The sequence below is a fragment of the Occallatibacter sp. genome (assembly GCF_049802275.1).
Lineage (GTDB): Bacteria > Acidobacteriota > Terriglobia > Terriglobales > Acidobacteriaceae > Telmatobacter.
Genome location: NZ_JBARMD010000490.1, coordinates 1 through 4,701 on the forward strand (window position 1 = coordinate 1; position 4,701 = coordinate 4,701).

The 4,701-nt window shown below is 58.8% G+C and carries 2 protein-coding genes; one reads left to right on the plus strand and one right to left on the minus strand.

Translation table 11 applies throughout. The annotated features are described in order from the left end of the window. Positions 1 to 65: 65 nt before the first annotated feature. Positions 66 to 3,377 (minus strand): vitamin B12-dependent ribonucleotide reductase, encoded by a 3,312-nt coding sequence (locus WA354_RS17095; protein ID WP_472814233.1) that lies wholly within the window; start codon positions 3,375 to 3,377, stop codon positions 66 to 68. Between the two features lie 622 nt (positions 3,378 to 3,999). On the opposite strand from WA354_RS17095, the gene WA354_RS17100 reads away from it, so the two are divergent. After that, positions 4,000 to 4,605, plus strand: coding sequence for a GNAT family N-acetyltransferase (locus tag WA354_RS17100; RefSeq protein ID WP_472814234.1), 606 nt, complete (start codon positions 4,000 to 4,002; stop codon positions 4,603 to 4,605). Positions 4,606 to 4,701 lie beyond the last annotated feature (96 nt).

Consider the following 4,701-nt stretch of genomic DNA (forward strand, 5'->3'; position numbering starts at 1 on the left):
ATGGGGTACAACTTCAATCTTATGCGTCAACCCACACCCCCCCCAGTAATGGTATGAATCAGTTGCTAACTACAACCTGAGGTTGAACCGCAGCTCATGCAGCGATAGCAGCTTCCATTGCGAACCATGATGGCGCCGCAGGTGGAGCAGCTTGGTGCATCACCCATCTCGTACATGCTGCGCATCGCTTCTGACGCGTGGAACAGACCCCGATCCTGCAGAGTCGGCCCATGCGTCGGCGCGGCTGAAGCCGTGCTCGCCGCCTGAGCCTCAGGCGGAATGCTGCCACCCGGCGCCGACGTGCTGCCCATTCCTCTGTCTCTCTCCCGGAGGCGCGACATTTCTTCGGCCAACCTGGAAAGCTGTCTGTGCGCTGCCGGATCTTCTTCCGGCTCGAGGTCCGGCAGAATCGTTGGCGATTCGGGCAAAGGCGCCGCCTGCGGAGCGAGCCCCGCAAACAGCGTCAACTGCTCGCCCGAAAGGAAGCGCAGGTTAAGCCAGCGGAAGATGTAGTCCATCAGGCTCTTCGCATAGCCAATCTGCTCGTTGCCCGTCCAGCCCGAAGGCTCGAACCGGGTATGCGCGAACTTCTCGCAGAGTACACGCAGCGGAACACCGTGCTGCAGTGCCAGCGAAATCGAAGTCGCGAATGCATCCATCAAGCCGGAGACAGTCGAACCTTCCTTCGCCATCTTGATGAAAATTTCGCCCGGCTGCCCGGTCGGATACAGGCCCACCGTGATATAGCCTTCATGCCCTGCAATCGAAAACTTGTGGGTAATGGAGGCGCGCTCCGATTGCAGGCGATGACGTACCGCGCGCGGCGGCCCGTTCAGATCCTGCGGCAATGGCGATTCCGTGCCTAGTGCGGCGGTCATTTGCGGCACCGTGGTCGCTTTGGCGATTTCTTCAAGAGCGTGCTGGAAGAGAGTTGAAGCCGCAACCACCGACTTCGCTGTGACCTCGAGTTTCTCACTGATCTTGGCTTCGAGCGTCTTCAGGTCTGCCTCGGCCGCAGGCTGTCCCACCGCAAGCTGCGCCATCACGCGCTGCCCTGCTGCTTCCACCGCCGACGGTTCCTTTTTCGCATCCATGCTGGTGTTCAACGGCTGCACACCCTTTGATCCATCGCGATAGATGGCCACTGCCTTGATTCCCTGTCGCCAGCTTTCTGCATACGCCTCGGCCACTTCTTCAACCGTTGCTTCGTGCGGCAGGTTAACCGTCTTCGAAATCGCGCCCGACAGGAACGGCTGCGTAGCGGACATCATCTTGATGTGACCCATGTAGTGGATTGAGCGTGTTCCCTTCGCCGGCCTGAAGCTGCAATCGAATACCGCCAGGTGCTCCGGCTTGATCCCCGGCGCACCTTCAATCGTGCCGGTCGCGTCGATGTAGCTGACGATAGCGTCAACCTGGTCGTTGTTGTAGCCGAGCTTGAACAGCGCAGCCGGAACCGTGTTGTTGACGATCTTGATCATGCCGCCGCCAACCAGCTTTTTGTACTTCACAAGTGCGAGATCAGGTTCGATGCCCGTCGTGTCGCAATCCATCATGAAGCCGATAGTACCCGTCGGAGCAAGCACCGTGGTCTGCGAGTTGCGATAGCCGTAGCGCTCGCCGTAGGAGAGAGCCATATCCCAGCAATCGCGGCTGGCATCGATCAACGCCTCGAGTTGTGGAACGAGGAATGGTTCGCCGCTGGTGCGCGACTTGCCGATGTTGTTCACTTCAGCGCGGTGCATCCTGATCACATTCAGAAACGGCTCGCGATTCACGTAGAACCCTGGGCATGCTCCACCCTGGCGCTCCACGCTGGCGGTGAGCGGCGTCGCCGAAGCCAGAGGCGGGCAATTGGCCGCAACTACGGCCGACTGCAGGTATGCCTGTCCGCACATGATCGCTGTCATCGCCGCTGCCAGATCGCGTCCTGCCGCCGAGTCGTACGGAATTCCGAACGACATCAGCAGTGCGCCAAGGTTCGCATAGCCGAGGCCTAGTGGGCGATAGTCATGCGAATTGCGCGCGATCCACTCGGTCGGATAGCCGGAATTATCGACAAGGATCTCCATAGCCGTGATCACGACAGAAATCGCGTGACGATACTCGGGGATGTTGAACGTGCCGGAAGGCGTAAGGAACTTCATCAGGTTAAAACTCGCCAGGTTGCACGCCGAGTTGTCGAGGAACATGTACTCACTGCATGGATTGGAAGCGTTGATGGGCGCAGAGTTCTTGCTGGTGTGCCACTTGTTGATGGTGGTATCGAACTGCAGGCCGGGATCGCCGCACAGCCACGTGGCCTCGGCAATCTTGCGCATGATGTCGCGCGCCTTGTAGCTCTTGACTGGATTTGCGCCCTTCACAGTCTTGGTCGTGAACTCGCCGTCATTCTCGTACGCACGCATGAACTCATCGGTCACCCGCACGGAGTTGTTGGCGTTCTGGAAGAAGATCGACGAAAAGGCCTCTGAATCCGGACCCGATCCGTCGTATCCGTTCCTGATCAGGGTGTGAGCCTTCTGCTCTTCCTTCGCCTTGCACTCAATGAAGTCGATGATGTCAGGATGCTCGACGTTCAGAATGGCCATCTTTGCCGCGCGACGCGTTTTGCCGCCGCTCTTGATGACGCCCGCGAATGCATCGAGGCCGCGCATGAAGCTGAGCGGACCACTCGCTGTGCCGCCGCCCGTCACGCCTTCGTGGCTTGAACGAAGACTGCTGAAGTTGGTGCCCGTTCCCGAGCCGTACTTGAACAGCAGCGCCTCCGTCCGCGCCAGGTCCATGATGCCTTCCATCGAGTCGTCGACGGAGTTGATGAAGCACGCCGAGCACTGCGGATTCTTGTAGCCCGTCGCCGCGTGAACCACGCCGCCAGTCATCGGATCCCAGTGCCAGTTCTGTCCCGCCGCAAATGGCTCCAGCCGGTCGCAGCCCACGTTGAACCACACTGGGGAGTTGAACGCCACTTTCTGCGTCAGCAGCATATGTGCCAGCTCATCGTGGAACGTGGCGGCGTCGCCTGCGCTGGCGAAATAGCCGCCTGCAATACCCCAGTCGCGCACCGTCTCGGCCACGCGCGACACCAACTGCCGCACACCCGTCTCGCGCTCCGGCGAGCCAATCGTTCCATGCAGATACTTTGAGGCCACAATGTTGGTCGCAGTCATCGACCAATCGGCCGGCACCTCCACGTCCTTCTGTTCGAAGATCGTGTTGCCCTTGCTGTCGGAGATCAGCGCCGTACGCCGTTCCCACTGGACGTCGTCGTAAGGAGATACCCCCTCGGTTGAGAAACGGCGGGAAAATGTCAGGCCACCCTGGCTATAGGGAGCTTGCAGGGCTGCTGCGGTTGTTTGAAGGTTGGCCTCGTTCATCGATTCACTCTCCATCGGCGATTTCTATGAAAATACTTGTCCCTTGGGCTTAACGCAGCCAAATTGGGGGGTTAAGTCGTGCAGCGAACGGAAAAACGGGGGCTTTTTCTGTACCGCGGGTTTTTCGGTTTTATGCGGCCTGTAATCGGGTGCAAAGTTACAATCTGTTTACAGTCGCAGTTGCAAAAATAGCGCTGTCTATGGGGCCTGTCAACCGTAAACCACAACATCTTGTATTTCGATGTTAAATCGCGCATCCGGTTGCTAAATACAGCCGATCGGCCTGTGGAAAGCGCGAAAAGCCTTGCGAGAAGCGGCTATCCCGCGTGCCATTTGCCCAAAATGCAGTGCAGAAGCGGTCTCTCGCGCTTCGTCCGTTCTGAAATACAAGCCTAGAGCGCCAGTAAGGCCCTTACAAGGCGCAGAATCAGTGCATTTTGCCTATTCACCTGTGCGAAATTGTTCAAAATGTGGAGAAGGGGGACGTTACTCTTCTGGCACGTCCCATCGGCCGGATTTTAACGGCTGATACGCTGAATCCGTGCCTCAACATCCGCAAGACCTGTCCGAGTGGAAGCCCATACCGGTTCCCTCCCGCGTTCCCCTTTATGGCAGGAACGTAATGCTCGCGCCATTGGACGCACAATGGCACAACGCTGCCCTCTGGAACGCCGTACAGGGTCACGACGAGGTGTGGACCTACCTGGCAGATGGGCCCTACCGATCCGAGGCGGATTTGGCCGCTGCGCTCCAGGAAAAACAGGCAAGCTCAAGCGCTGTTTTCCTCGCCATCGTGCCAAAAACCACTGGAGAAATCGCCGGCTACGCCAGCTACATGCGCATGGATCCGGTCAACGGCGTCATCGAAGTCGGCAACATCCTGTTCGCGCCATCGCTGCAACGCACCATTGCAGCAACCGAGGCAATGTACCTCATGGCCCGCCACGTATTCGAGGACCTGGGCTACCGCCGCTACGAGTGGAAGTGCAACGCGAACAACCAACCCTCGCGCCGCGCCGCCGCGCGCCTGGGGTTCACCTTCGAGGGCATCTTCCGACAGCACATGGTGGTCAAAGGCCAAAACCGCGACACGGCCTGGTTCTCGATGCTCGACAGCGAATGGCCCGCTCGCAAAGCCGCCTTCGAGGCCTGGCTCGACCCCTCAAACTTCGACGCGAATGGACGGCAGATCAAGAGCCTGAAGCAACTCTCTGGTTGCACTTCATAGCGCATCGCCGAGCTCACCCTGAAATTTCTGCGACCGGCGACATGAATAAAATGCGTTCCCTGCGCAAAAGCTTCGGCCTTGCGCATAGCACAAGGC